At 61.1% G+C, this 26,296-nt stretch carries 19 protein-coding genes; 12 read left to right on the top strand and 7 right to left on the bottom strand.

Translation table 11 applies throughout. The features are described from left to right. Window positions 1-464 precede the first annotated feature (464 nt). A complete protein-coding gene (locus tag QVP03_RS01010; RefSeq protein ID WP_022331827.1) occupies window positions 465-1,043 on the top strand; it encodes a hypothetical protein in 579 nt (192 codons plus the stop codon). Window positions 1,044-1,103: 60 nt separating this feature from the next. On the opposite strand, the gene QVP03_RS01005 is transcribed toward QVP03_RS01010, so the two are convergent. The 3 genes from QVP03_RS01005 to QVP03_RS00995 all read right to left on the bottom strand — a co-directional run bounded on the left by QVP03_RS01005 (window position 1,104) and on the right by QVP03_RS00995 (window position 2,064). Continuing rightward, window positions 1,104-1,430, bottom strand: coding sequence for a hypothetical protein (locus QVP03_RS01005; RefSeq protein ID WP_022331826.1), 327 nt, complete (start codon window positions 1,428-1,430; stop codon window positions 1,104-1,106). A gap of 53 nt (window positions 1,431-1,483) precedes the next feature. Then, window positions 1,484-1,741: a hypothetical protein gene (locus QVP03_RS01000; RefSeq protein ID WP_022331825.1), complete on the bottom strand. Its 258-nt coding sequence runs from the start codon at window positions 1,739-1,741 to the stop codon at window positions 1,484-1,486. Window positions 1,742-1,881: 140 nt separating this feature from the next. Next, window positions 1,882-2,064, bottom strand: coding sequence for a plasmid mobilization protein (locus tag QVP03_RS00995; RefSeq protein WP_117507160.1), 183 nt, complete (start codon window positions 2,062-2,064; stop codon window positions 1,882-1,884). Between the two features lie 700 nt (window positions 2,065-2,764). Here QVP03_RS00995 and QVP03_RS00990 point away from each other — a divergent pair. From QVP03_RS00990 to QVP03_RS00950, 9 genes are all read left to right on the top strand, one after another. Next, a complete protein-coding gene (locus QVP03_RS00990) occupies window positions 2,765-4,015 on the top strand; it encodes an IPT/TIG domain-containing protein (RefSeq protein ID WP_083923800.1) in 1,251 nt (416 codons plus the stop codon). A 33-nt stretch (window positions 4,016-4,048) separates the two neighbouring features. Then, window positions 4,049-7,186 (top strand): SusC/RagA family TonB-linked outer membrane protein, encoded by a 3,138-nt coding sequence (locus tag QVP03_RS00985; RefSeq protein WP_022331823.1) that lies wholly within the window; start codon window positions 4,049-4,051, stop codon window positions 7,184-7,186. 30 nt (window positions 7,187-7,216) lie between these two features. Then, window positions 7,217-9,217, top strand: coding sequence for a RagB/SusD family nutrient uptake outer membrane protein (locus QVP03_RS00980; protein WP_018694626.1), 2,001 nt, complete (start codon window positions 7,217-7,219; stop codon window positions 9,215-9,217). A gap of 22 nt (window positions 9,218-9,239) precedes the next feature. Then, window positions 9,240-10,229, top strand: coding sequence for a BT_3987 domain-containing protein (locus QVP03_RS00975; RefSeq protein WP_022331822.1), 990 nt, complete (start codon window positions 9,240-9,242; stop codon window positions 10,227-10,229). A gap of 18 nt (window positions 10,230-10,247) precedes the next feature. Continuing rightward, window positions 10,248-11,630, top strand: a complete 1,383-nt coding sequence (locus tag QVP03_RS00970) for a DUF5005 domain-containing protein (protein ID WP_022331821.1) — start codon at window positions 10,248-10,250, stop codon at window positions 11,628-11,630. A gap of 72 nt (window positions 11,631-11,702) precedes the next feature. After that, window positions 11,703-14,588 (top strand): discoidin domain-containing protein, encoded by a 2,886-nt coding sequence (locus tag QVP03_RS00965; protein ID WP_288210581.1) that lies wholly within the window; start codon window positions 11,703-11,705, stop codon window positions 14,586-14,588. A 20-nt stretch (window positions 14,589-14,608) separates the two neighbouring features. Then, window positions 14,609-17,326, top strand: coding sequence for an alpha-L-rhamnosidase (locus QVP03_RS00960; protein ID WP_022331819.1), 2,718 nt, complete (start codon window positions 14,609-14,611; stop codon window positions 17,324-17,326). 192 nt (window positions 17,327-17,518) lie between these two features. Beyond that, a complete protein-coding gene (locus tag QVP03_RS00955) occupies window positions 17,519-18,013 on the top strand; it encodes a hypothetical protein (RefSeq protein ID WP_022331818.1) in 495 nt (164 codons plus the stop codon). Window positions 18,014-18,025: 12 nt separating this feature from the next. Then, on the top strand, window positions 18,026-19,012 hold the full coding sequence (locus tag QVP03_RS00950; RefSeq protein ID WP_018694620.1) for a DUF4961 domain-containing protein: 987 nt from the start codon (window positions 18,026-18,028) through the stop codon (window positions 19,010-19,012). A gap of 227 nt (window positions 19,013-19,239) precedes the next feature. Here the strand turns inward: QVP03_RS00950 and eno are convergent, their stop codons facing one another. Beyond that, a complete protein-coding gene (gene eno, locus QVP03_RS00945) occupies window positions 19,240-20,541 on the bottom strand; it encodes a phosphopyruvate hydratase (protein ID WP_022331817.1) in 1,302 nt (433 codons plus the stop codon). Between the two features lie 196 nt (window positions 20,542-20,737). On the opposite strand from eno, the gene QVP03_RS00940 reads away from it, so the two are divergent. Next, window positions 20,738-21,922, top strand: coding sequence for a sodium:proton antiporter (locus tag QVP03_RS00940; protein WP_141405235.1), 1,185 nt, complete (start codon window positions 20,738-20,740; stop codon window positions 21,920-21,922). Between the two features lie 54 nt (window positions 21,923-21,976). After that, entirely contained in the window at window positions 21,977-22,477 is a 501-nt protein-coding gene (locus QVP03_RS00935; RefSeq protein ID WP_022331815.1) for a DMP19 family protein, read from the top strand. 101 nt (window positions 22,478-22,578) lie between these two features. On the opposite strand, the gene QVP03_RS00930 is transcribed toward QVP03_RS00935, so the two are convergent. The 3 genes from QVP03_RS00930 to QVP03_RS00920 form a co-directional block, all read right to left on the bottom strand. Continuing rightward, window positions 22,579-23,052 (bottom strand): YbaK/EbsC family protein, encoded by a 474-nt coding sequence (locus QVP03_RS00930; RefSeq protein WP_022331814.1) that lies wholly within the window; start codon window positions 23,050-23,052, stop codon window positions 22,579-22,581. 59 nt (window positions 23,053-23,111) lie between these two features. Continuing rightward, complete coding sequence (locus QVP03_RS00925; protein ID WP_022331813.1) at window positions 23,112-24,323, bottom strand: S-adenosylmethionine:tRNA ribosyltransferase-isomerase; 1,212 nt, start codon at window positions 24,321-24,323, stop codon at window positions 23,112-23,114. 218 nt (window positions 24,324-24,541) lie between these two features. Beyond that, window positions 24,542-26,296 (bottom strand): glycoside hydrolase family 20 protein (locus tag QVP03_RS00920; protein ID WP_288210580.1); only part of this gene is annotated, 1,755 nt, incomplete at its 5' end.

Raw genomic sequence — 26,296 nt, 5'->3', positions numbered from 1 at the left:
TTTGGGTAGGGGGATGGGATCCGTACTCCCTCCCCCTTTTTTCGAATCGTTCGTCGAAAACTATTATATGTAGTTTCAGCCGAGGGTCAACGGAACGCTGCCCCGCCGTACAATCCGGTGCGGCGGAGTTGGCAGCATGTGCCCGGGCTTTTGGGATGCGGCTTTGCCGCGCAAAACAGGAAATCCCGCCTTTCAGCCGCAGCTAATAAATCCTGTCTGAAAGGCCGGCCCTTTATAATCTGGTCTTGCCGTCCTGCTCCCTATGGAAACGGGCAGCCTGTTTGCGCGGCATCTACGGGGCGGGCGGATTCTCCGGCCTGCTCCGGGGGCGGTTTCCGCGTTGAATTCTTCTATTGAGTGAAGTTGCGTCACTGTGTTCAGCGGAACCGCCCCTTTTTCATGCCGATACTCCCGCATGCGAATCGGCAAAACGGCACACGCATTGATGAACAACGTAAAACTCCATGATGAACGAAAACGACTTCGGCTCCGAAAAAGTCCTGCGGGCAATCAATCACCTTTACATGATGCAGGTGTGCATCTGCATCGCCGCCCTGAAAGAGTTGCGCTCGGCGGAGCTGACCGACAAAAACATCATCCTCCGGGCAATTATGCGCGACATGCCCGACTGCGGCATCTGTGCCGATCTCACGGCCGAAGATTACGGCGTCGATTTTTGGGCTGACCGGGCCGAGTATGTGAACGAATCGACGTTCAATCTCTATGTCACGCAGGCCGAGGAGAACGTGCTGTGGAACATCGAGAAAAAAGGCCAAAAACCGGGGCGTCTGGCGGTTCCGCAGCAGCGGATCACCGTGCGGGGCGATGGAATGGGCACAGCCCCGGTTATTCCGCTGGCCTATCTGACGGTGTTGAGTGCCAAATTGGTGGCGATGGCTTTCCCGAACGAGCAGACAGCCGCGGAATTGTCCGACTACGACGACGAGCGGGTGATGATCGTCCTGGGCGAGCGTTTGCAGACGATATTGGAAGATTTGGCCGGGATGCCCGACGGGGATGACGGCGCAAGCCCGGTGAGTTGAGCCGCGCCCGGAAAAAACGGGGCGGCCCCGAAAGACCGCCCCGCCGCTGAAAAGTTGGCGTCACTCCTGTTCGACAGGTTCTTTTTTAACCTCTTCCGGCTCTTTCCGCCGGACGGGCTGTTTTTTCACTTGCAGTTCGCGTTCGAGCAGCTTGTCCACCAGTTTGCGTTTGGCTTGCTGGGCCTCGAGCGGTGTGGGCGGAACGTCCGAAACATCCATTTTCAGATAATCCAGATAACTCTGATACGAAATGCCGAAGATGTAGCATCCGAGCCGCTTCCAGACCCGTTTGTGGCATTTGGCCTTGTATTCGGGCTCGTGATACATCCGGTCAAATTCCTGAACCGCCTTGACCCGCAGGCGCATGTAGTAATTGTTGTAAGACATAAAATAAATAATTTTAGTTATTCGAGCGACATTGCTCACTAAAATTTACGCAATTAATTGCGGTTCAGGTTAAAAGAGAAGTCCCTTAATTCTTCGCGCGTGGAAAGTCTGCAAAACAGGTATTCGGCGGGCAGAAAAGTCCAATGATTATACTTTTTCAGATCCGCCGAGGAAGTTTCCAGACAGATGCGGCCATCGGTGTCCCGGTCGTTGACGATTCCCCACAGCGACGTTCCGCTTTCGCAACCGGGGTCGGTCGCATGGAACAAATAGACATCGCCAATACGAAATTTGCAGGTTTTTATAGTCATATCAGGTTCGTTAGATTTCTATGGCGGCAAAGGTGATAATCATAAAACGAATCTCCAAGCCGTGTAGTAACTGTAACGATATTAAAAGGAGCGAGGGGGTTAAATGAAAAATCCGGATGCGAATTGCATCCGGATTTTTATTATTCGGCCGACCATCTGCGATTGAATTCTTCGGTCAGGCGGACGACCTGCCCAAACAAGAGCGTCAATTCCTGAGTATATTTCTCCAGCCGTGCCAGTAAAGCCACGGCACGGCGGTCGTTGAAATTGGTGTGGATGGCTTTGACGGTCTGGTTGTAGTTGACCCCGACTCCTTTCCCCAAGCTGCGCAGGCAAGAGGCCAAAATTGCGGTCGCCCCGGTGCCCGGACAATAGCTATCAGTGTCCGATCCTCCCAATCCCACAGGCGGGGCAAGCCGTCAAAACGCCGGATATTGAATCCGCATACCCAGAGGCAACTCTAATTCCCGTTTACCAAAACGGCAAACAGCCGAGCATGTAACACAATGGAAAACAGCATGTTAATTTTCAGAACGAGTTAACATACATCTCATTTCAACCCCGGCGGACTTGAATTACACCCGCAATTAGGTAATTTTGTATGAGCACAAAAAACTCCCGGCGGACGAATGCTCCGACGGGATTTGCGGAACTTGCGAAACGAATGAACCTGACCTACCAACCTGCGGAGAAACCGTCGATGCAGCTCATACGCCCTTTCCCGGGGGCGGGACGGATCGTCCCGTCGCCGCCGTGCGTTTTGTCCCCGACCGTCCCGCATCGGGTTCGGGCCGCATCTCCCGCACCGTGGGACACGCCCGGGGAATTCCGGATAAAAACCGCCGCAACCAACGCGTCAACCTATTAAATATATACCCTACTAAAACCAACATTCATGAAAAACTTCTACTGCAAATGCCGGTTACACTTATGGCTCGCCTGCCTGACGGCAGGAATCGGGCTGTCAGCGTGCTCTGACGGCGACGAGGGGGGGGGAATTCGGGATACCAACCCGACAAACCCATCGAACTCGAATCGTTCTATCCTAAAACCGGGCCGATAGCGACCCAGGTAATCATCAAGGGCAAGAACTTCGGCACCGACGCCAAAGCCCTCAATGTCTATTTCAACGAAAAACGCGCAGCCGTAATCTCCTCGACGGGAGACCGCATGCTCGTCCTTGCACCCAAGCTCCCGGGCGAAGAGTGCGTCATCTCGGTCTCCGTGGGTGAGAACGAGCAGAACAAGGTACAGTTCGACGAACTGTTCGACTACATCATCCAGACCAATGTTTCCACGATCGCCGGGGGCATGAAGGGCACTACCATGCCCGAAGGAACCACCTCGCTGATCGGGTCGTATTTCTCGTCGAAGCCCGAATCGGGAATCGCCGTCGACAAGCACGACAACCTCTACGTCCGCTTCAGCATAGACGACGGAGGCAAGCACCGCGTCTACATGATGAACGAGGAGGCCGGAAATATCAAAGTCCTCAACGATTTCGGCATCCTCGTAACGGGTATCCTCCTGAGCACCGACCTGGCCACAGGCAATGTATATTGGTACCACACCAACATCGGGAACAAGGGATACGGATATTTCGATCCCGTCGCCGACTACGCCAACACGAACATGGGAGACATCAAGTGGGATCACGACCTGTTCTATACCGACGGCAATTTCGCTCCCGTATGGAATGCCATCCAGACCTTCACGATGTGCCCGGCCGACAATAAATTCTACTTCTACACCAACGAGGGCGTCGTGGCCCGCTGGGATCCCGCCACCGGAAAGGGCGAGGATCTCACGCCTCCCGGCCGCTTCATAGACTCCCAAGGAGACATCATGGGCGTCGTCTTCGATCCGCGCGACCCCAACATCGTCTATTTCGCCAACCAGGGCCAGCACTGCATCTACAAGCACGACATCGCCGCTGGCACCATCGAATTGTGGGCCGGGCGGAAAAACACGGCGGGCTATCTGGACGGGCCGCTCGCCGAGGCGCAGTTCAACTACCCCTGCCAGATGTGCGTAGACCCCGAAGGCGAGGCCATCTACGTAACGGACAGGGAGAATCACTGTATCCGTAAGATCACGCTCTCGAATGGCTACGTCTCCACGTTCGCGGGGACGCCCAAATCGTCCGGCTATGTGAACGGCCCTGCCGACGCGGCCAAATTCAACAAACCGGTCGGCCTGGCCATCACCGCGGAAGGCAACCTCTACATCGGCGACAGCGAGAACTATGCCATCCGCCGCATAGCCATCGAATAAGTAGGTTTATTCACCTAACAATCCTAAACAGACATGAAGCGAATTCTATTGATATGCGCCTTCCTGCTCGCGCTCGCGGTACAGGCAGGTGCCCAGAGCAAACAGCAACAGCAGCAGCCGGTCGAGGTGAACGGACTGGTCGTGGATTCGGACGACGTTCCCATCGTCGGCGCCACGGTCTATATCAAGGACGAGCCGGGCATCGGCTCCATCACCAATTCGGAAGGCCGGTTCAAACTCACCGCCAAACTGTACAATACGCTGGCCGTATCGTTCATGGGGTACGAAACCGCCGAACAGATCATCACTTCGGCGGCCGACGTCAAGATCACCCTCCGGGAAGGCAACCAGATGGAAGAGGTCGTCGTCATCGGTATGGGTACGCAGCGCAAAGTCAGCGTGACGGGCGCCGTGGCGGTGGTCGACACCAAAGACCTCGAACTGCCCGCGACGAATATCGTCAACACGCTCGGCGGCCGCGTCCCGGGCGTGATTTCCATCCAGTCGAGCGGTGAGCCGGGGCGGAACATCTCCGAATTCTGGGTGCGCGGCATCGGCACGTTCGGCGCCAACAGCGGCGCCCTGGTGCTGATCGACGGCCTGGAAGGCAACCTGAGCCAGATCGACCCGGCCGACGTCGAGAGCTTCTCGGTGCTCAAGGACGCCGCCGCAACGGCCGTCTACGGGAGCCGGGGGGGGNCAACGGCCGTCTACGGCAGCCGCGGTGCGAACGGCGTGGTGCTCGTGACCACCAAGCGCGGTAAACAGGAGCAGCTCAAAATCACCTTCCGCTCGAACTACACCATCTCCGAGCTGCGCCGCCTGCCCCGCTACGTGGGTGCCACGCAGTATGCCGAAATGGCGAACGAAGCAGCCGTAGCCTCGGGCATGAGCCCGATCTACAACGACACGCAGATGGACATCATCCGCTACGGGCTGGATCCCGACCTCTACCCCGACATCGACTGGCAGGACGTGATCCTCAACCCCACCTCGTTCCAGCACACGCAGTATGTCAGTGCACAGGGCGGCGGCAACATCGCCCGCTATTTCGCCAGCCTGGGCATGTCGCAGGAATCGTCGGCCTACAAGAGCATGGACGACAGCAAATACAACAAGGGCGTCGGCTACGACACCTATAATTTCCGCACCAACATCGACATCAACCTGACCAAGACGACGCAGATCTACCTGGGTGCCATGGGCTTCATGTCGGTGAACAAGCGTCCGAGCATGGGTAAGAAGTACAGCCGCACCGACACGTCGCTCACCGACTGGATCTGGGATTCGCAGTCCAAGACGACCCCGCTGATGTACCCGCTGCGCTATTCGAGCGGCGAGCTGCCCGCCTCGGGTTCGGACAGCGACATCCCGCCCCACGTGCTGCTCAACTACACGGGCAACACCGTGGAGAACAAAAGCCGCACGCTCTTCAACATCGGCATAAAACAGGATTTGTCGATGCTCACCGAAGGGCTGAACATCGAGGCCACCGGTTCGTGGGATTCCCAGTCGCTCTATGGCGAAAGCCGCTACTCCATGCCGGCCCTCTACCTGGCACGCGAGCGCAACCAGAAAGGCGAGCTGATCCTTTCGGAACAGGTCACCGAGGCTTCGGTGCAGTATAACTCCGAGGCATGGAACTGGCGGAAACTCTATTTCGACGCCAAAGTCAACTACGACCGCACCTTCGGGAACCACCGCGTAGGCGGCTTGTTGTTCTACTACCTGGAAAGCACGACCGAATCGGGTGCCGACAGTTCGATGAACGCCATCGCAAGGCGTTACCAGAGCCTCTCGGGGCGCTTCACCTACGGCTTCAAGGATACCTATTTCCTCGACGTGAACTTCGGCCTGAACGGTTCGGAGAACTTCCAGAGCGGCCGGCAGTACGGATTCTTCCCGGCCGTGGCCGTGGGCTGGGTTCCCACGCAGTACGAATTCATGAAGCGGATCAAGTGGATCGACTTCATGAAGATCCGCGCCTCGTACGGTATGGTGGGTAACGACCGGATTTCCAGCGTGCGCTTCCCCTACCTGACGATCATCGAAGAGAAGACCGACGGCACACCGTGGGGCGGTTCGGGCGTACTGACCGAGAACCGCGTGGGCGCCGACAACCTGGCGTGGGAGAAAGCCAAGAAATTCGACATCGGTATGGATCTCCACCTCTTCGGCGACCGCTTCACCATGACGGTGGACTATTTCCGCGACCGCCGTGAAGGCATCTTCCAGGAACGCGCCCAGATTCCGGACTACGTGGGCGTCATCAGCATGCCCTACGGGAACGTCGGCAGCATGACCAGCTGGGGCGGCGACGGGAACTTCGAATATTTCCAGCCCCTCGGCAAAAACTTCCACTTCACGCTGCGCGGTAACTTCACGCTCTCAAAGAACAAGATCAACAACTGGGAAGAGGCCACGCAGCCTTATCCCTACCTGAGCAAGACCGGGTTCTCGAACGACGTGCAGCGGGGATTCATCTCCCTGGGACTCTTCAAGGATCAGCAGGACGTGGACATGAGCCCCGAGCAGTTCGGCACGGTACGCCCGGGCGACATCAAGTACAAGGACGTGAACGGCGACGGCGTGATCACCGACGACGACAAGGTGCCCCTGTTCGCCTATTCCGGCATCCCGCAGTTCATGTACGGATTCGGCGCCGAAGTCCGCTACAAGAACTGGACGCTCAACGTCCTGTTCAAAGGCACGGGCAACAACTATTTCCTCTACGGGGACAAGGACGGCTCGAAATTCGACGGTTACATTCCCTTCAACGGCGGATACAAGGGCAACGTACTGGCCCTGGCCTACAATCCGGCCAACCGCTGGACTTCGGCCGACTACTCGGGCAACCGGGCGACCGAGAACCCCAATGCGCGGTTCCCGCGCCTTTCCTACGGCAACAACGCCAACAACACCAAACCCTCGACCTTCTGGAAAGGCAATGCCCGCTATCTGCGCCTGCAGGAGCTGAGCCTGAACTACAACCTGCACACGCCGGGGCTGCGCAAAGCGCTCGGCCTGCAATCCATCGACTTCCAGATCATGTGCGAGAACCTCGCGGTATGGGACGGCGTGGAGATTTTCGACCCCGAGCAGGCCATGCAGACCGGGCACGCCTACCCGATCCCGCGCCGCTTCTCGCTGCAGATTTACCTGAACTTCTAACCCGAATCTCTCCTAAGAACATAAACTACCATGAAAAAATCATTCATCATACCCCTCGCGCTGGTCGGCCTGCTCACCGCGTCGTGCAACTTCCTGAACGTGGACGACTACTTCGAGGACACCTTCTCCGAAGAGCGTATCTTCGAGAGCCAATACAACATCGAGCGCTATTTCAACGGTGCGGTGAACCAGCTGCCCAAAGAGGGCCGCATCTACTACTGGTGCAGCGTCCCCGGCGCCACCGGGTCTGACGAGGCCGTCAGTTGCGGGACATTCTACAACGGCATCCTGGACGTCTCCTTCCCCGGCACGGAGCTGACCACCGACAAGATCACCTACACCGAGACGGGCGGCTGGGACTGGAATTTCAATGTCTGGCCCAACTGCTACAAGGTCATCCGCAAGGTGAACACCATCCTGCCCCACATCGACGAGGTGCCCGACATGAACGCCTTCGACAAAATGGAGTTCCGTGCACGCGCACGCTTCCTGCGGGCTTATGCCTACTACTGGATACTCCAGAACCAGGGCCCCATGATCCTCGTGGGCGACCAGGTTCTCAACACCAACGAAACGCCCGACTATTACCAGGCCGAGCGCAGCACCTACGACGAATGCGTGGATTACATCTGCTCCGAGCTCGAAGCCGCTGCGGAAAGCCTCGAAACCGAGCAGCCGTTGGATCTCTTCGGCAGCCCGACCAAAGGCGCCGCGCTGGCGCTGGTCGCACGCCTGCGCCTGCAGGCCGCGAGCCCGCTTTTCAATGGCGGAGCCGCCGCACGCCGTTATTTCGGGGCTTTCAAGCGTAAATCCGACGGGGTGCACTACATCTCCCAGACCTACGACGAAAGCAAGTGGGCCGTGGCAGCCGCCGCGGCCAAGCGCGTCATCGACCTAGGCATCTACCGCCTGCATACGGTTCCGGCCGACGAATACACCCTGCCACTGCCCTCGAACGTCCCCTCCGATCCCTTCCCTGCGGGTGCGGGCGGCATCGACCCCTTCCGTTCCTACTCGGAAATGTTCACCGGCGAAACGACGAACGTGACCAACCCGGAGCTGATCTGGGGCACGACGCAGAACATCACCGACCAGCAGGACGTCGTATTCCCGCTCAAGTTGGGCGGCAACAGTTCGATCAGCATCCCGCAACGCATCGTCGACGCCTACCGCATGGCCGACGGCCGCGACATCAACAACGCGAGCGCCGAGTACCCCTACGAGGATCGTCCCTACGACCAGACCTGCGTCACCGCAGCCGACAAGCAGCTATCGAAGAACTACACCCTGCCCGGCGGCACCTACAAGGCCTATGACAACCGCGAGCCGCGGTTCTACGCGAGCATCGGTTTCTCGGGCACCCTGTGGCAGATGCAGTCTACGACCTCGGAAGAGATGCGGAACAAGATCGTCGAGTACTACAACGGCGCCAATGCCGGCAAAAACCAGGCGGGCGTGACCAACATCTACAACCTGACGGGATACACCTGCTACAAGTACGTCCACCCGCGCGACGCGCGTACGGGCAGCAACGCCCGCACGGTTCAGAAGACCTTCCCGCTGATCCGCTACGCCGAAATCCTGCTCTCCTACGCCGAGGCGCTCAACAACCTGACCAAGACCCACGAGGTCAACGGCCAAAGCTACTCGCGCGACCTGACCGCCATGGCCGGGGCTTTCAACCAGGTGCGTTACCGCGCCGGGCTCCCGGGCGCCGACGCCGGCGAACTGGTGGACGCCACCAGTTTCAACGAGCTGATCCGGCGCGAACGCATGGTCGAGTTCCTCCACGAAAACCGCCGCTACTACGACATCTGCCGCTGGGGCATTTTCGAGGAACTGGAACGCGAGCCGCTGACGGGCCTGAACGTCGAAGCCGGAAAATGGGAGGGATTCTACGCCCCGACGGTCATCTCGTACCGTACGATCCGCGAACGGACATTCAAGTCCAAGTACATGTTCATGCCGCTGCACCGCAACGAACTGCGCAAAGTACCGAGCCTGGATCAGAACCCGGGCTGGGAGAAATAGTCAATTCCAAAAAATTCAGAAGATGAAAGCATTCAGCAAAATAACGATACTCGCCGCCGCGGCCGCCTTCCTCTGCTCCTGTGAAATGGAGTATTACAAGGAGGAGCTTTACCGCAAGGAGATATTCATTGTCAGCGGCGAAAACAACATCCTCGGGCAGGAGTTCGAATACGGCGAGAAGGGCTTCCAGGGAGAGCTGGCCATCTATGCCAGCGGCACGACGGGGCTCGACCAGAACGTCACCGTCAAACTCGGGCTGGACTTCGAGGCGATCGGCGAGTACAACAAACGCAATTTCGACACGAAGTTCGAGGAATACGCGATGGAACTTCCCGCCGAATACTATACGATCGACCCCATGAGCGTCGAGATGGAGGCCGGCAGCTGTTCGGCGAGCCTCCCGATCAACGTCAGGGTAGACGAGCTGCTCCCCGACCAGACCTATTTCATTCCGCTGCGCATCGAGTCCGTATCGGCCTGCATGCCCTCGGCCACCAAGAATTTCGTACTTTTCGAGATCCAGCGCAGGAACGACTACGCCACGACCAAGAGCAGCACCTACTACACCATGACCGGCACCACGCAGACCGGCTGGATCGTCGACAACATCTTCGGCTCGAACACCCGGCGCCAGGCGATCAACTCCTCGAAGCTGGTCATCCCCGTGGGTGAGCGCTCGGTGCGCATCCTCCCGGGCGCCACGGCCGCCAACGACAAGGTGACGACCCGCAACAACAGCCTGCGCGTGACGGTCGACCCCGAATCGTGGGTGAACGTCCCCGTCTACGTCGAAGGCGAAATCACGGACGAGGTCGTACCCATGCAGCGAGTCTCCATAACCCCCTATCTCGACAGCCAGGATGCCATCCGGGTCTCGGCCTCGCCGCTCAACGACTCTACCTACGACCCTGCAACCGGCACGTTCTACCTCTACTACCGTTACCAGCTCGCCACCGAAAGCGGGAATACCTGGCACGAAGTACGCGAGACGATGACCCGCTCCCAATACTAATCCTTATCGCAACGAACCATGAAAAGAAATATCATAGCATTCTGCATATTCTGCCTGTGTACGGGCTCCCTGGCCGCGTGCAACGACTTCGACAACCCGGCGATCCCCGACGACGAGGCGCCTGAAGTTACCCCGGCTCCCGTTCCGCCCGCCATCGACCCGTCGTGGAATTTGGTACAGATGCCCGACGAGGGAGGGCAGAATCCCCGCGTCTTCGTCTACAAGGACAAGAAATACGATGCCCTCTTCACCCGTACGCTGGGCTGGAACGGCGGCGACGGCGTGCTCACCACGGCACTGCCCGGCGGCCATGTCTTCTGGTCGTTCAACGACAGTTTCTACGGCGTGGTGGACGGCAAGACCCGCGCCCGGGGCAGTTGCAGCTTCCCGCGCAACAGCCTGATGATCCAGAAAGGGGCGACGATCGCCTCCGGACAGGAGAGCGACGACGACCTGGTATGGCTGGCCGACTACGTGCAGACGGACAACCCCTCGGGCGAACGCTACTACCAGGCCCGCACCCACATCCGCCATCCGAAAGCCTCCCTCTCCGATGCCGAGATCCAGAAAGGCGAAATCGACCAGGACTACTGCTACTGGGCCGGCGATGCCGTCGTATATGACGACCCCACGCACGGAAAGATCCTGCAAATGCTCTGGACGGGCGTGGAACCCGGATCGCTGAAAAACATCGACGGATGCCTGCGCGAGTACAGCCTCGAAGGCGAGCCGGGCGACGGGCAATACATGTCGGTGCTTTCGACCGACTACAATTTCAAATCCGACGGCCTGGGTTACGGCTCGACCATGTTCGAAGACACCAAAGGGGGACATATCTACCTCTATACGACCAAACAGGTGAACCTCGTTTCGCGCGTGCTGGTGGCCCGCACCGAGACGCTCGACCTGGGCAGCCCGTGGTCGTACTACATCCGCGACCTGAGCGGCGACTACCATTGGCAGAGCTCCGTGCCGAGCAACGAGGAGATGGAACGTTCCTACATCACGGCCGAATCGGGCTCGATGCCGTGGGTCTTCGAAAAAGACGGCGTCTACTACATGTGCATGGAAGCCTTCCCCTTCGGCCGCGACATCTACCTCTTCCGCAGCCAGACGCCTTACGGCCCCTTCACCGACCGGACGCTGCTCTTCACGCTGCCCGCGACGCTCGACAAGCTGGGCAGCCCCTACCACCAGCGCTGGTACATGATCAACCTCCACCCGGCGCTTTCGCGCCAGGGCGAGCTGGTATTCTCGACCAACAGCGACCCGGCCAACTTCTGGGACAATTTCAACCGCGTGGGCAGCGCCGATTTCTACCGGCCCTACTTCTTCCGCGTATATAACTGGGAACACGTTTACGACTCGGACGACGATTCCGGCGCGGGAACGGAGGAATAGCGATCCGCGCGCACTCCGTTCCCCCGCCGGAGCGGAGTGCGCACCCTCCCCCGTCCGAAAAAAACGCACGCCATGATGAAACGAATTTTCGCACTCTGCCTTTCGCTGCTCGCCAGCGGCGTCAGCGCACAGGAACGCATCCCGCTCGACAGCCGCAGCGGACATATCCGCTGGGAAGTACGGCCGTCGGAAGGCGACGCCCTGCCCGCCGTCCCGGCCATCGTACCCGGCTGCGTCTTCGCGTCGTACGTTGCGGCCGGCGTGGAAGCAGACCCCAATTTCGGCGACAACGCCTACCGCACGGACAAGAGCCGCTACGACCGCAATTTCCGCTACACGGGGCTCTTCCCAACGCCCCCGGTCGGCGAAGGCCGCACCCTGTGGCTCCGCTTCGAAGGGGTGAACCGCAAGGGTACCGTCCGCCTCAACGGCCATCAGTTGGGGCACCTCGACGGCTTCATGCAGCCGGGGGACTACGACATCACCCGGCTCGTGGCACCCGACGGGGAGAACCGCCTCGAAATCGAGGTCGAATGGGTGGGATACCCCGTGCCCAATTTCCGGAGCCCGACCTATATCTCCAGCGCCGGGTGGGACTGGATGCCCTATGCCCCGGGGTTGCTGAGCGGCATCACCGACGATGTCTACCTGTCTCTCTCGGGCGACGTACGCCTCATCGAACCGTGGGTGCGCACGAAGGTTCCCGACCGCGAACATGCGAAGGTCGAACTCCTTACCGACGTGGAGAACAGCTCTGACAAGGCCTGCGAGGGCGTGCTGCGGGGCGAGATCCGCCCCGGAGGCATCGCCTTCTCGCACCCCGTCCGCCTCGAGGCGGGCGAGCGGCGGACGATCCGGCTCACGGAGCGCGAGGTTCCCGGTCTGGCCGTAGAGCATCCGCAGCTCTGGTGGCCCAACGGCATGGGCGACCCCGCGTTGTACACCTGCCGCCTGGCGTTCGAAACCGACGGGCGGCAATCGGACGCACGGACAGTGACGTTCGGCATCCGCGAATACGGCTACGAGTGGCACGACGGCATCTTCCGCCTGAAGATCAACGGCGAACCGGTCTATGTCAAGGGCGGCAACTGGGGCATGAGCGAATGGCTGCTCCGCTGCCGCGGCGAGGAGTACGACACCCGCGTCGCACTCCACCGGCACATGCATTTCAACATGATCCGCAACTGGATCGGCTCGACGACCGACGAAGAGTTCTACGATGCCTGCGACCGCCACGGCATCATGGTATGGGACGACTTCTGGCTCAACTCGCACCCCAACCTGCCGCACGACCTGGGGGCCTTCCAGCAGAACGCCGTGGAGAAGATCAAGCGGCTGCGCAACCATCCTTCGATCGCCGTCTGGTGCGGCGACAACGAAGGCGTACCGCAGGCCCCGCTCGACGACTGGCTGCGCGGCGACGTCGCCCACTACGACGGCGGCGACCGCCTCTACCAGTCCATATCCAATGCGCAGGGACTTTCGGGAAGCGGGCCGTGGGCCAATTTCCACCCCGGCTGGTACTTCGCTGCCTACCCGATGCCCTACGGTTACAAAGGCCGCCCGGCATGGGGTTTCCGCACCGAAATCGGCACGGCGGTATTCACGACATTCGAGAGTTTCCGCAAATTCATGCCCGAAGAGTCGTGGTGGCCCCGCAACGACATGTGGGACAAACATTTCTTCGGCAAGTCGGCGGCCAACGCCGCCCCGGACAAATATTTCGAGACCGTGGCCGAAAACTACGGCGAGGCAGACGGGATCGAGGATTTCTGCCGCAAGGCGCAGTTGCTCAACCTGGAGGTCAACAAAGCCATGTACGAAGGCTGGCAGCACCACATGTGGGACGACGCCACGGGCATCATGACCTGGATGAGCCAGCCGGCCTACCCGTCGCTCGTATGGCAGACCTACGACTATTACCTCGACCCGACGGGTGCCTACTGGGGCATACGCAAGGCGTGCGAACCGGTGCATATCCAGTGGAGCCATGCCGACAATTCGGTCAAGGCGGTCAATACGACGCGCGAACCGCTCGAAGCGACGGCCACGGCACGGGTCTACGACCTCGACGGGCGGCTCCTGCCGCAATTCACGCAGCAGCTCAGGGTCTCGCTCGCGGCCAATACGACCCGCAGCCTGTTCGACCTGAATTTTTCGGAGGGCAACCTGGCCCGCAACCGGCCCGTGAAAGCATCCTCCTCATCGCCCGACGGCGCAGGTGCCGGGGCTCCCACCGACGGCAACGATTCGAGCCGCTGGGCGAGCGAGTACAGCGACGACCAGTGGATCGAGGTCGACCTGGGCGAGCGCCGCGCCTTCACCGAAGTCGTGCTCCGCTGGGAGGACGCCCACGCCGCAGCCTACAAACTGCAACTCTCGGACGACGGCCGCACGTGGCGCGACGTCTATGAAACGCAGGACGCGCAGGGCGGCGAACAGACGATCCCGCTACCGTTGCAGCAAGCCCGCTATGTCAGGATGCTCGGACTCCGGCGTGCCACGCAATGGGGCTACTCGCTCTACGAAATGGAAGTCTACCGCCGCAACGCGAAGGCGCCGAAACTCTCGCCCGTGCATTTCATCCGGCTGGAGCTCACCGACCGCAACGGGCGCCTGCTCTCGGACAACTTCTACTGGCGTGCGACCCGCCGCGGCGACTACACGGCGCTCAACACGCTCGCCCCTGCCAGGCTGCAGGTACGTTCGCAGCTGACCGCCGCAGGCGGCCGCAAGGTCATCCGCACGACAGTCAGGAACGTCGGACGTTCGGTGGCCTTCGCCGTGCACGTGCAGCCCTACCGCCGATCCGACGGCGAGCGCATCCTGCCCTACGTGGCCGACGACAACTACTTCACGCTTCTGCAGGGCGAAAGCCGGCAGATCGACTTTGAATTCGACGCCGGCCTGCTTCCCGACGACCGCTACACGGTTCGGGCCGAGGCTTACAACCGCTGAAAATGACAAATTTCGAACCCATGAAAAGAACCCTGCTATACCTGCTCCTGCTGCCCGGGCTCCTTTCCGGCCCCTGCCTCCTGGCGGCCGGTCCGGCCGGCAATGCCGGGCACGGCGCGAAGCCCTGCCTGCGGCGGCTGACCTGCGAAGGGCTGACCGATCCGCTCGCCATCGACACGGCGACACCCCGCTTCGGGTGGCAGCTCCGCTCCGGGCGCCGGGGCGATGCCCAGCGCAGCTACCGGATCGAGGTTGCCTCGGACAGCCTGCGGCTGCTGGCCGGAGACGCCGACTTGTGGGACTCGGGCTGGGTACGCTCGAAGCGTTCGGTGGGAGTCGCCTACGAGGGGCTTCCGCTGACGGCTCGGACGCAATGCTGGTGGCGCGTCACCGCGCGCACCGAAAAGGGCAACCGGAAAGCCGTCTCCCCCGTCGCCCGCTTCGGCATCGGCCTGACCGACCCGGCATCCGTCTCGGGTGAATTCATCGGCTGCCCGGAATCGGGCGCCACGGCCGTGCTCCTGCGCCGGGCATTCACCCTCCCGGCATGCGGAGACGAAGCGTTGCTGCACGTCAATTCGCTGGGATACCACGAAATATGGGTCAACGGCCGCAAAGTCGGCGACGCCTGCCTCGCCCCCGCCCTCTCGCAGCTCGACAAACGCTCGCTGTGGGTGACCTACGATGTCCGTCCCTACCTGCTCGAAGGCGACAACGAGCTGGTGATCTGGCTCGGGCAGGGTTGGTACAAGCGCGGCACGTTCGGACGCTGGCAGCCCGACGAACCCTACACCGAACCGCTTGTGCGGGCACAACTGGACATAGGCACCGCAAACACCTGGCAGACCGCCTGCCGCACGGACACCGCATGGCGTGCCGCGCTGAGCGGCTACCGCGACACGGGGTCGTGGAACGCCCTCGACTTCGGAGGCGAAGAGATCGACGCCCGGCGCAACCCGCGCTCGATGTCCCCCTCCGACCTGGACGCGCTGGCATGGCAGCCGGTAATCACGGCCCGGAAGCCCGGGCACCGGGCGACGCCGCAAATGGTCGAGCCCGACCGCATCCAGGAGCGGCTGACCGCCCGCATGCTGGACGAGGCGGCACCCGGCGTATGGCGGATCGACTTCGGCAAGGTCGTCACCGGCTGGCTGGAGGCTCATTTCTCGGGGCTTCCGAACGGGGCGCGCATCGAGATCGAATACAGCGACGAGACGGACGGCGACGGCAACCTCATCGACCAGCGGCAGCGCGACACCTACATCGCCCGCGGCGACGGCCGGGAGCGGTTCTGCAACAAGTTCAACCACCACGCTTTCCGTTACGCCGAGGTGCGCGGACTGGCGCAGAGGCCCCGCCGGGAGGATTTCCGGGCGCTCGCCATCCACACCGACTACCGGCCCGAAGCGACGTTCACTTCGTCGGATAGCGACCTGAACGCCATCCACGACATGATCGCGCACACGCTGCGCTGCCTGGCCTACAACGGGTACATGGTCGACTGCCCCCACCTCGAACGCGCCGGATACGGCGGCGACGGTAACTCTTCCACCGAGATCCTGCAAACCCTCTGCGGTGCGGCCCCGCTCTACCGCAACTGGGTGCAGGCATGGGACGACGCCATGCGCCCCGGGGGCAGTCTGCCCCACGTAGCCCCCAACGCCGGTGCGGGAGGCGGCGGCCCCTACTGGTGCGGGTTCATCGTCATGGCCCCCTGGCAAACGTGGCTCAACTACGGCGACCGGACGCTGGTCGACCGCCACTACCCCGCCATGCGGGAATGGATGGGCTATGTCGAACGGTACATGAAAGACGGCTTGCTGACCCGCTGGCCCGACACACCTTACCGGGACTGGTTCCTCGGCGACTGGCTCGCCCCGCACGGGGTCGACACAGGCAGCGAGGCTTCGGTGTCGCTGGTAAACAACTGCTTTGTGAGCGACTGCTACGCCAGGATGGCACAGATGGCCCGGCTCACGGGGCACGACGACGAGGCGGCCGCATTCGAAGCGCGGCGCGAGGCGCTCAACCGCACGATCCACGCCCGGTTCTACGACCCGGCGACGCAAACCTACGCCACCGGCTCGCAGCTCGACATGACCTACCCGATGCTGGTGGGCGCCACGCCCGATTCGCTCCGCGCCGGCGTGGAACAACGGCTTTTCCGATTGACGCACGACGTGATGAAGGATCATATCGGCGGCGGACTGGTCGGCGTACCGGTCATCACTCGCTGGGCGGTCAGATCGCACAACCCCGAATTCATCTACCGGATGCTCAAGCAGCGCGGCTACCCGGGCTACCTGCATATGATCGACCACGGTGCGACGGCCACCTGGGAGTATTGGAGCGGCGAGCGCAGTCGCGTACACAACTGCTACAACGGCATCGGCACGTGGTTCTACCAGGCCCTCGGCGGCCTGCGCACGGACAGCAGCCACCCCGGCTACGAGCATGTATTCATCGACCCCCAGATTCCCGAAGGGGTTGAGTGGTGCCGGATCGGCAAGGAAACCCCCTATGGCCGGATCGACCTGGGCTGGGAGATCGCGGACGGCGAACTCCGGATCGACGTCACCCTGCCCCCGGGCGTCACGGCCACGGCGATCACACCCGCCGGCGCCTGCCGGGGGCGGCTCGACGGCCGCAGGCTGGCCCCGCAATCGCCCGGGACGAAGATCGCAAGCGGCCGCCACCGGCTGGTCTTCGGCCTCGCCCCGCAAAACGAAAGGCAATGACCGAAAAAGCCACGCACGGACGAAAACCAGCCGACGATACGAAAAACCGCCACCGTCCCATAAACGAATCCTAAAAACCGCTTTTGCCTATGACGCAATGAACAGACACCGGAATTTCCCCGTTGCACACCGGATCGGCCCGCCGACCCGAAACATCCGATTCAACCGAACACCTAATAAACCCATCATTTTATGAAAAAATACGCAATCATCCTTACCGCCGCGCTCTTCGTGTGCGCATTCTCCGGATGCGACGAAGAGACAACCCTCCCCTACATCCCGGTCGAAAAGCCGGACAACAACACGCCGCCCGAAGGAGACGACCCCGACACCTACACCGTCACCTACCGGCTCGACAAGGTGCTGCTGTGCGCGCCCGAGAATCCGAACGGCACCGACATCTACGGCAAACTGGACTATTTCCCTTCGCTGCGCATGACGCTCAACGTGTCGCCGCTTGCAACCACCGTCACGTTCGACAACGGCGACATCCCTTTCGTACCGTTCCCCGAAGCGCTGTCCGAAGGCCCCATCCAGTGTGTGCTGGACAGCAACGTCATCCCCAACGGGCTGCGGGTCAAAGGTTCGGACACGGTCATCGCCACCTTCGAGCAGGACGGCTTTACGACCCAGTTCCAACTGGACAGCAAACTCCTGACATACAAATACAAATTCAAGAGCCTCTAAAATTCCCCGACCATGAAAAAACTCAACAAACATAAAATACTCTCCGCGGCGTGCATCGCCGCGCTGCCGCTGCTCGTAGTCGCCTGCCTCGAATTCGACGGCATCATCCAGCCGGGCCGGGCCCTGACCGACTCGGAAATCGAAGTGACGGCCCAGCTCCGGGTCTCGCCGGGCGAAGACGGCTCGGGAAAGGTCGTATTCGCCGTATTGGCCCCCAAGGCATGGAACCTCCGCGACAATGCCACGCTCTATTTGACCACCAAGGACTACAACGCGATCCAGCACCAGCCCGAAGTCGTGAACGAACAACTCACCCTGATGCCCGCAGAGGAGAAAGACCCCAAGAACGGTCTTTCGTGGGCGGACTCCTTCATGAGCGTCATCGGCCGCGGCGGCAACGACCCCCAAACGGCAATGGAGTGGGTCGTATGGCGTTCGTCGACCACCTTCATATTCGACGACAAGATCGAAGTGGACGGACAGGAGGTCGAGACGGCCGACGTGCATGCCGACGTCAGGATCAAAATGAAGACCGGCGCCGTTCCCCTGACCTGCGAACTGGGTTACTCGTATTGCTACGACACGTTCGGCCTCAAACGCGACGAACAGCGTTTCGCCGAGGCATTCAAGCCCATCGAAACCTACAACCAGGTGTTTACCACCACGCCCTCGGTATTCCGCTACGGCGACGTCTTCGGCATCACCTTCTCGCACGGAGGCACGGCACTGAAAGACGCCGGGGAGGTATATCTCTGCGGCACGGCAATCCATGACGGCGGGCAGAAAGCCGAGGTCTCGGCCGCAGTCCCGCGCAACCGCATGGAACTGATCAGCTCCCGTTTCGAGAAATACCTCTACCCGAAGGATTTCTTCGGCCTTCCGTCCGACGCCGTGATCGAAGAACTCTACTTCTATTTCATCAATGCCGACGGCAGCATCGTCGTCAAGGACGATGAAAACGGCGGGCAGGAGTTCTTCGTCGAACAGTCCGACGAATAACCGCCCGCCCGGGATACCACCCCTCAGAGACGCGAAGCCTGTGCCGCACCTTGCGACACAGGCTTCGCCCGTTTCCAGCCCTGAAAACGGCGGCGGAATCCCCCGTCCCCACGCCTAAGGGCAGCCCTGCCGCCCCACCTGACGGCGATCTGCCGGGACAAAAAAATCCCCGGGCGGCGATGCCACCCGGGGAAAATCATGCGGCACGAGCGGCCGCCCGTCGCAAATTACTTGCGGTAAATCTTCGTATAACCGTAGATAGCCTCGTCACCGAGCTCCTCTTCGATGCGCAGCAGCTGGTTGTACTTGGCCATACGATCCGAACGCGATGCCGAACCGGTCTTGATCTGACCCGAGTTGGTTGCCACGGCGATGTCTGCGATCGTCGAATCCTCGGTCTCGCCCGAACGGTGCGACGTAACCGACGTGTAACCTGCACGGTGAGCCATCTCGATGGCGTCGAGCGTCTCGGTCAGCGTACCGATCTGGTTTACCTTGATCAGGATCGAGTTGGCGCAACCGGTCTCGATACCCTTCTTCAGGAAATCTACGTTGGTCACGAACAGGTCGTCGCCCACGAGCTGGCATTTGTCGCCGATCTCGGCGGTCAGCAGCTGCCAGCCTTCCCAGTCGTTCTCCGACATACCGTCCTCGATCGAGTCGATGGGGTATTTCGCTACGAGCGACTTGAGGTACTCGACCTGCTCCTTCGAGCTGCGCTTGGCACCCTTCTCGCCTTCGAACTTGGTGTAGTCGTACACGCCGTCGGCGTAGAACTCCGACGAAGCGCAGTCCATGCCGATCGACACATCGCCGCCTTCGCATTTGCGGCCGGGCTTGTAACCGGCCATCTTGATTGCCTCGAGGATCGACTCGATAGCGTCCTCCGTACCGTTCAGCGCGGGAGCGAAACCGCCCTCGTCACCGACCGCCGTCGAAAGGTTGCGCTTGTGGAGCACCTTCTTCAGGTTGTGGAACACCTCGGCGCCCATGCGGATAGCCTCCTTGAACGAGGGGGCACCCACGGGACGGATCATGAACTCCTGGAATGCGATCGGGGCGTCCGAGTGCGAACCGCCGTTGATGATGTTCATCATCGGGACGGGCAGCGTCTTGGCGTTCGCGCCGCCGATATAGCGGTAGAGCGGCATGCCGAAATAGTCGGCAGCGGCACGTGCAACGGCCAGCGACACGCCGAGGATGGCGTTTGCGCCGAGCTTCGACTTGGTAGGCGTACCGTCGAGCGCGATCATGGCCTTGTCGATACCCACCTGGTCGGCAACGTTCATGCCGATGATGGCCGGGGCGATCACCTCGTTGACATTCTTGACGGCGTTCAGTACGCCCTTGCCCAGGTAACGGCCCTTATCGCCGTCGCGGAGCTCGAGCGCTTCGTGCTCGCCCGTCGATGCGCCGCTCGGAACGGCTGCGCGTCCGAATGCACCCGAAACGGTGCGAACTTCGACCTCGATGGTCGGATTGCCTCGCGAGTCGAGGATTTCCCTTGCGTGAATCTCTACAATCTGCATAGTTGTAAACGTTTGAATTTATGGTTTGAAATAATGACTTCCTTTTTTGCACCGCAAAGGTACAAAATAATTGTGAATTGAGGTTTCCTAATTGTTATTTTTTTCACGAACGGCGCCTCGGGTTTCGGGGGAATCCCATAAATTATTATCTTTGTCCCCGAATGCACCCCATATATCTCTAAACAACTATCAATTAATGCGAAAAGTCCTTTCCTTTTCCTTGTTCCTGATGCTGGGACTCGTCATCTCCCAACTCCTCCCGGGGGCGCTCGGTGCAGGATACGCAAGCTTCAAAACCTGCTCCGACACCCTGCTTTACGTCTGCCTGGGGTTCATCATGATCAATGTGGGGCGCGAATTCGAGATCGACAAATCCCGCTGGCGATCCTACACGGCCGACTACTTCATCGCCATGGCCACCGCGGCGCTGCCCTGGATACTCATCGTACTCTACTATATTTTCGTCCTGCTGCCGCCCCCGCTGTGGGGCAGCGCCGCGGCCTGGAAGGAAAACCTGCTGCTGAGCCGTTTCGCAGCCCCGACCTCAGCCGGCATCCTCTTCACGATGCTCGCGGCGCTGAGCCTCAAGCAAAGCTGGATCTACAAAAAGATACAGGTGCTGGCGATTTTCGACGACCTGGACACCATCCTGCTGATGATCCCCCTGCAAATCCTGATGATCGGCCTGCGGTGGCAGATGTTCGCCATCATCGCCATCGTCGTCGTGCTGCTGGCCGCCGGCTGGCGCTGGCAGGCGCGGTGGAACGTACGGCAGGACTGGAAAACCATCCTCGGGCTGGCCGTCGTGGTCTGCGCCCTGACGCAGGCGGTCTACATCGCCACGGCGAAGCTCTACGGCCCCGAAAACAGCATCCATATCGAAGTGCTGCTCCCGGCTTTCGTCGTGGGTATGCTCATGAAACACAAGCACATCGACACACCGACGGAGCAACGCGTCTCCACCGGCATATCGTTCCTCTTCATGCTGCTGGTAGGCCTCAGCATGCCGCTCGTCACGGGCGCCCCGGCCGACACCGCGGCCGCCGCCTCGGTCACGGGATCGCAACCCATGATGCCGTGGGGCACCCTCCTCCTGCATGTCGTGACGGTATCCGTGCTTTCGAACCTGGGCAAGCTCGTGCCGCTCTTCTTCTACCGCGACCGCAAGGTCAGCGAGCGCCTGGCGCTCTCGATCGGCATGTTCACCCGCGGCGAGGTGGGCGCAGGCGTAATCTTCATCGCCCTCGGATACAGCCTCGGCGGCCCGGCGCTCATCATCTCGGTGCTCACGCTGGTACTGAACCTCATCCTCACGGGCGGCTTCGTGGTCTGGGTCAAGAAACTCGCCCTGCGCAGCTACACCCCCGAACCGGAAGCATAACACGCCCTCCGGGAAGGCTCCCGAAAATACTACGGACTAAAAACGACGACGACTTTGATCGAAATTACAGACACGGCCCTGCAGACGGCTGCCGCCGAAGGGATAGACGCGTTCCTCCGGGCCTTTACCGACAAATACCGCGAGGCACTCGGCGGCGACCCCACGGCCGAGACGATCTCCCGGCTCAACGGCGAACAGCATTCGCTGCTGGCCTATCGGATCTTCCGCGACGAAGTGACCGAAGGCGGGTTCTGCCAGCTTATCCAGAACGGTTACGGGGTCTACATCTTCGGCAACCCATTCGCCAGGGTAATGCGCCTGTGGGGCGCGGAACGGTTCTCGAAACTGGTATACGCCGCGAAAAAAATCTACGACGCCCACCGCGAAGACCTCGAAAGGGAGCGCACCGACGAGGAGTTCATGGCCATGTACGAGCAGTACGAAGCGTTCGACGAACTGGAGGAGGAGTTCGGCGAGATGGAAGAGGAGGTGACCGAAACGCTCGCCCGCTATGTAGACGGGCACCCGGAACTGTTCGCCACAATAGTCGGATAGACACCCCCGTAGGCACCGCAGCAATGCCGCGGGCGCTGCACCGCCACATCGCTACATCGCCGCTCCGCCGCAAACGGAAGGCGGCAGGGACGTTTGAGGCGCTATTGTCCGATCCTTTTGCAGACATCCACCCACTCCGCACACCGGGAATAGCGTTCCAGCTCCTCGATGGTGAGTTCGATGGCGCTGTTGCTGCTCCCGCATGCCGGAAAGACGGTTCCGAATCTCCGTAAGGATTCGTCCAGATAGACCGCTACCCCGTCGTTCACCCCGAACGGGCAGACTCCGCCCACGGCATGGCCGATATGCTCCTCCACCTCCGGCGGGGTCAGCATCCGGGCCTTGGCATGGAATTTCGCCTTGTATTTCGCGTTGTCGATCTTACAGTCACCGGCCGTCACGATCACGATATACCCCTCCCCGACGCCGAACGACAGGGATTTGGCGATCCGGCCGGGTTCGCACCCCAGTGCCTTCGCCGCCAGCTCGACCGTGGCGCTCGACACGCCGAACTCCAGCACCCTGTCCGCAGCGCCGTATTGTTCCAGATAAGCCCTGACCCGTTCTATTGCCATATGATTCTCCGATTTGCTGTTTTCGTATATCCGTCCGCCCCTGTCCTGCCCCCGTCCCGTCAGCGCATCAGCACCGACGAGTCGCCGTAGCTCAGGAAACGGAAATCGTGCGAGAGCGCGTAGTCGTAAATGCGCCGCCAGTCTTCGCCCGCGAATGCCGAGACCAGCAGTAGCAGCGTCGACTTCGGCTGGTGGAAATTGGTGATGATGTTGCGCACGATGCGGAACTCGTACCCCAGCGGCGCGATCATGATTTGCGTCGCAGCCTTGATCCGGTCGAGCCCCTTCGCATCCATATAAGCGAGCAGCTCCTCCAGCGCATCGCGCCCCGTGTAATCTGCCGGAATGTCGTACAACTCCCACTGCCCCACGGGGCCCGGGCCGTCGATCGGAACCCCCGTGTGGATACGCCACGCCAGCGCCGGGAGCGACTCGAGCGTCCGCACCGAGGTCGTCCCCACAGCCGTGACCGCGCCCAGCTTGGCGAGCAGCGCCACGACGGTCGCACGCCGCACCTCGAAATGCTCGGTGTGCATCGGATGCTTCGCGGCGTCCTCGTCCTTCACGGGCAGGAACGTCCCCGCCCCGACGTGCAGCGTCACCTCCTCGAATCCGAAGCCGCGCGCCTTCATCCCCTCGATCAGCTCCGGGGTAAAGTGCAGCCCCGCCGTAGGCGCCGCCACCGACCCTTCGAATTTCGAATAGACGGTCTGGTAGCGCGTATAGTCGATCAGCTCGCTCTCGCGGTTCAGGTAGGGCGGAATCGGAATCCGGCCGAGGTACTCGAGCAGCTGTCCGAAGGTCATCGCCGCCGACCATTCGAAACGCACGGTGTGTTCGCGGCCGCGGTTCTCTGCAATCCATGCCCGCAGGTGCTCCGGACGGCCTTCATGCTCGAAATTGATCTCCACGTAGCCCTCCTTCCATTTCTTGAGGTTGCCCACGATGCACGACCATTGGCAGGTTCCCGTGACGGCGAACGCCCGCTCGTAGTCGGCCGGGTCGTGGGGCTCGAGGCAGAAAACCTCGATCCGCGCCCCCGAAGGCTTGTGCATGATGATCCGCGCCCGGATCACCTTCGTGTTGTTGAATACCAGCAGCTGTCCCTCGGGCAGCACGTCGCCCATGTCGGCGAAATGCGCCTCCGAGATCTCCCCGCCCCGGTAAACGAGCAGCTTCGAAGAGCTCCGCTCCGGAAGCGGGAATTTGGCGATCCGCCCGTCGGGCAGGTCGTAGTCGAATCGGTTTATGTCGATATGTCGTTCAATCATGGGCACAAATGTACGTTTTTTTTAAATCGGACGGACACCTGCGCCCGAAAAACCGCCCTTGCAAAACGACAGGGGCCGTACGAAAATACCGCACGGCCCCTGCCGAAACTTATCCGAACGCCCGGGCTATCCGTCCTGCCGGTCACCCGGGCAACGCCCCGAAGGCCGCACAGGTACGCCCCGAATGTCCCGGACACTGCGGCGGGCACCCGTCGCGATTATTCCACCACGACCTCGTCCACGAACAGGAATCCCTTGCTGCCGGCGCCCGGGTGCCAGGCCGGGATCGCAGCGGCATTCTGCGCGACCACCTTCAGGTAACGGGCCGACGTTTCGGGAAACTGCATCCGGTAACGCCCGATGCCGTCGGCATCCCCGGCCTTCGCTTCGGGCACCGCGACCGAGGCCACCTCGGTAAAATCCGTCCCGTTATCCGAAACCCACACCGTAACCGACGAGGGCGGGAATATCCAGTCGCCCTTCTCGGCGAGCGTCTCCAGCTCCACCGACCGATAGGACTGCTCCCCGCCCATGTCGATGGTCACGTCGAGTGGCTCGTCCAGATACCCCAGCCAGGCACCGCTCGTAAAGACCGGGCGGCTGTGGTAACCGTCGACCAGCAGCGAAGCCCCTTCGAAGGTATAGCTGTCGTTGGGCTTGGTATTGAGCACCGCAGGGCGCCCTGTCGACTTGCTGAATGCGAACTCCCGCGAATAGGAAGCGTTCTCGCCGCCCTCGCGCAATGCCGTCGCCCTGAAGCGGGCGCTCTTGCCGATCTCGACCGGCCCCGTGTAACGCGGGCTGGCGGCCGTGGGTTCCGAGCCGTCGAGCGTATAGTGGATCGGGACGTCGCCCTGCGTGGTGAGGGTCATCACCACGGCGCCCTTCTGCGGGTCTACGGCATACGATCCCTTGATGCCGAAGATATGCTTGGCGAATACGTACCCCATCTGCGAATAGATCCTGTCCATGCGGAACCCGTCGCGGAAGCGCACCCAGTCCTTCACCCCGGGCTGGCACCACTGCACCTCGCTCAGCGCCGCCAGACGCGGCAGAAGCATGTATTCCAGGTGGTCGTCAGAAGCGATGTACTCCGTCCAGAGGTTTGCCTGCACGCCGAGGATATGCGCCTGCTGCCCGGGTGTCAGATCGGCCATCGGGTCGAACGAATAGACTTTGTCGATGGTCACGCAGCCCCCGATCCCGAAGGGTTCGGCATCGGCGTCGGGCGACTGGTAGTAGTCGAAATAGAAATGCGAATTGGGAGTCATGATCACGTCGTGGCCGAGCTTCGCGGCCTTGATGCCGCCCGCGCTGCCGCGCCACGACATGACGATGGCGTCCGACGGCGCCTGTCCTTCGAGTATCTCGTCCCAACCGATGATGCGCCGGCCGCGTTCGGCCAGGTATTTCCCGATGCGGTCGGTCACGTACCCCTGCAGGTAGTGTTCGGCCGTATAGCCGTCCTTGTCCCTGAGCCCCAGCTGGCGAATACGCGCCTGGCAGCGGGGGCACTTCTCCCAGCGCACCTTCGGGCACTCGTCGCCGCCGATATGGATCAGCTCCGACGGGAACAGGCCGACCACCTCGTCCAGCACGTCCTCCAGGAATTCGAAAGTCTTCTCCTGCCCGGGGCACAGCACGTCGTCGGCCACGCCCCAACGACCCCAGACCTCGTACGGGCCGCCCGTACACCCCAACTCGGGGTAGGCGGTCAGCGCCGAAAGCATATGGCCCGGCAGGTCTATCTCGGGGATCACCGTAATGGCGCGGTCGGCCGCATACGCCACGATGTCGCGGATCTCGTCCTGCGTATAATAACCGCCGTAGGGCGTATTGTCGTAGTTGTCCCACTCCTTGCGGATCATGGTTTTCTTGCGGATGCTGCCCACGGTCGTCAGCTCAGGGTACTTTTTGATTTCGATGCGCCACCCCTGGTCGTCGGTCAGGTGCCAGTGGAAGCGGTTGAGCTT

Origin of the sequence: Alistipes sp. CAG:29, assembly GCF_000435435.1 — a bacterium.
GTDB classification, from domain to species: domain Bacteria; phylum Bacteroidota; class Bacteroidia; order Bacteroidales; family Rikenellaceae; genus Alistipes; species Alistipes onderdonkii.
Note: the sequence above shows the minus strand (reverse complement) of the source record. Positions and strands in the feature narration are given on the sequence as shown.